A 416-nucleotide genomic window follows, 5' to 3' on the forward strand; every position below is an offset into this window, starting at 1 on the left:
ATGGGCGTCGGCCAGGGCTCGGCGCGCCCGCCGCGCCTGGTGAAGGTCGCCTACGCGCCGTCGCGCGCGACGGGGCACGTCGCGCTCGTCGGCAAGGGCATCACGTTCGACTCGGGCGGCATCTCGATCAAGCCGGCGGCCGGCATGGAGGCCATGAAGTCCGACATGGCGGGCGCGGCAGCCGTGCTGCACACGGTCGTCGCGGCCGCGCAGCTCGGGCTCCCCGTGGCCGTCACCGGCTGGCTGTGCCTGGCCGAGAACATGCCGTCGGGCACCGCGCAGCGCCCGTCGGACGTCATCACGATCCGCGGCGGCAAGACGGTCGAGGTGCTCAACACCGACGCCGAGGGCCGGCTCGTCATGGCCGACGGCCTGGTCGCGGCCGTCGAGGAGAAGCCCGACCTGGTCGTCGACAT

General features: G+C 73.8%; 1 protein-coding gene. It reads left to right on the forward strand.

The features are described from left to right. A partial coding sequence (locus G3I71_RS48660) for a M17 family metallopeptidase (protein WP_203733222.1) occupies positions 1-416 on the forward strand: 416 nt, incomplete at both ends.

The organism is Streptomyces sp. SID12501 (assembly GCF_010550245.1).
Classification (GTDB): domain Bacteria; phylum Actinomycetota; class Actinomycetes; order Streptomycetales; family Streptomycetaceae; genus Streptomyces.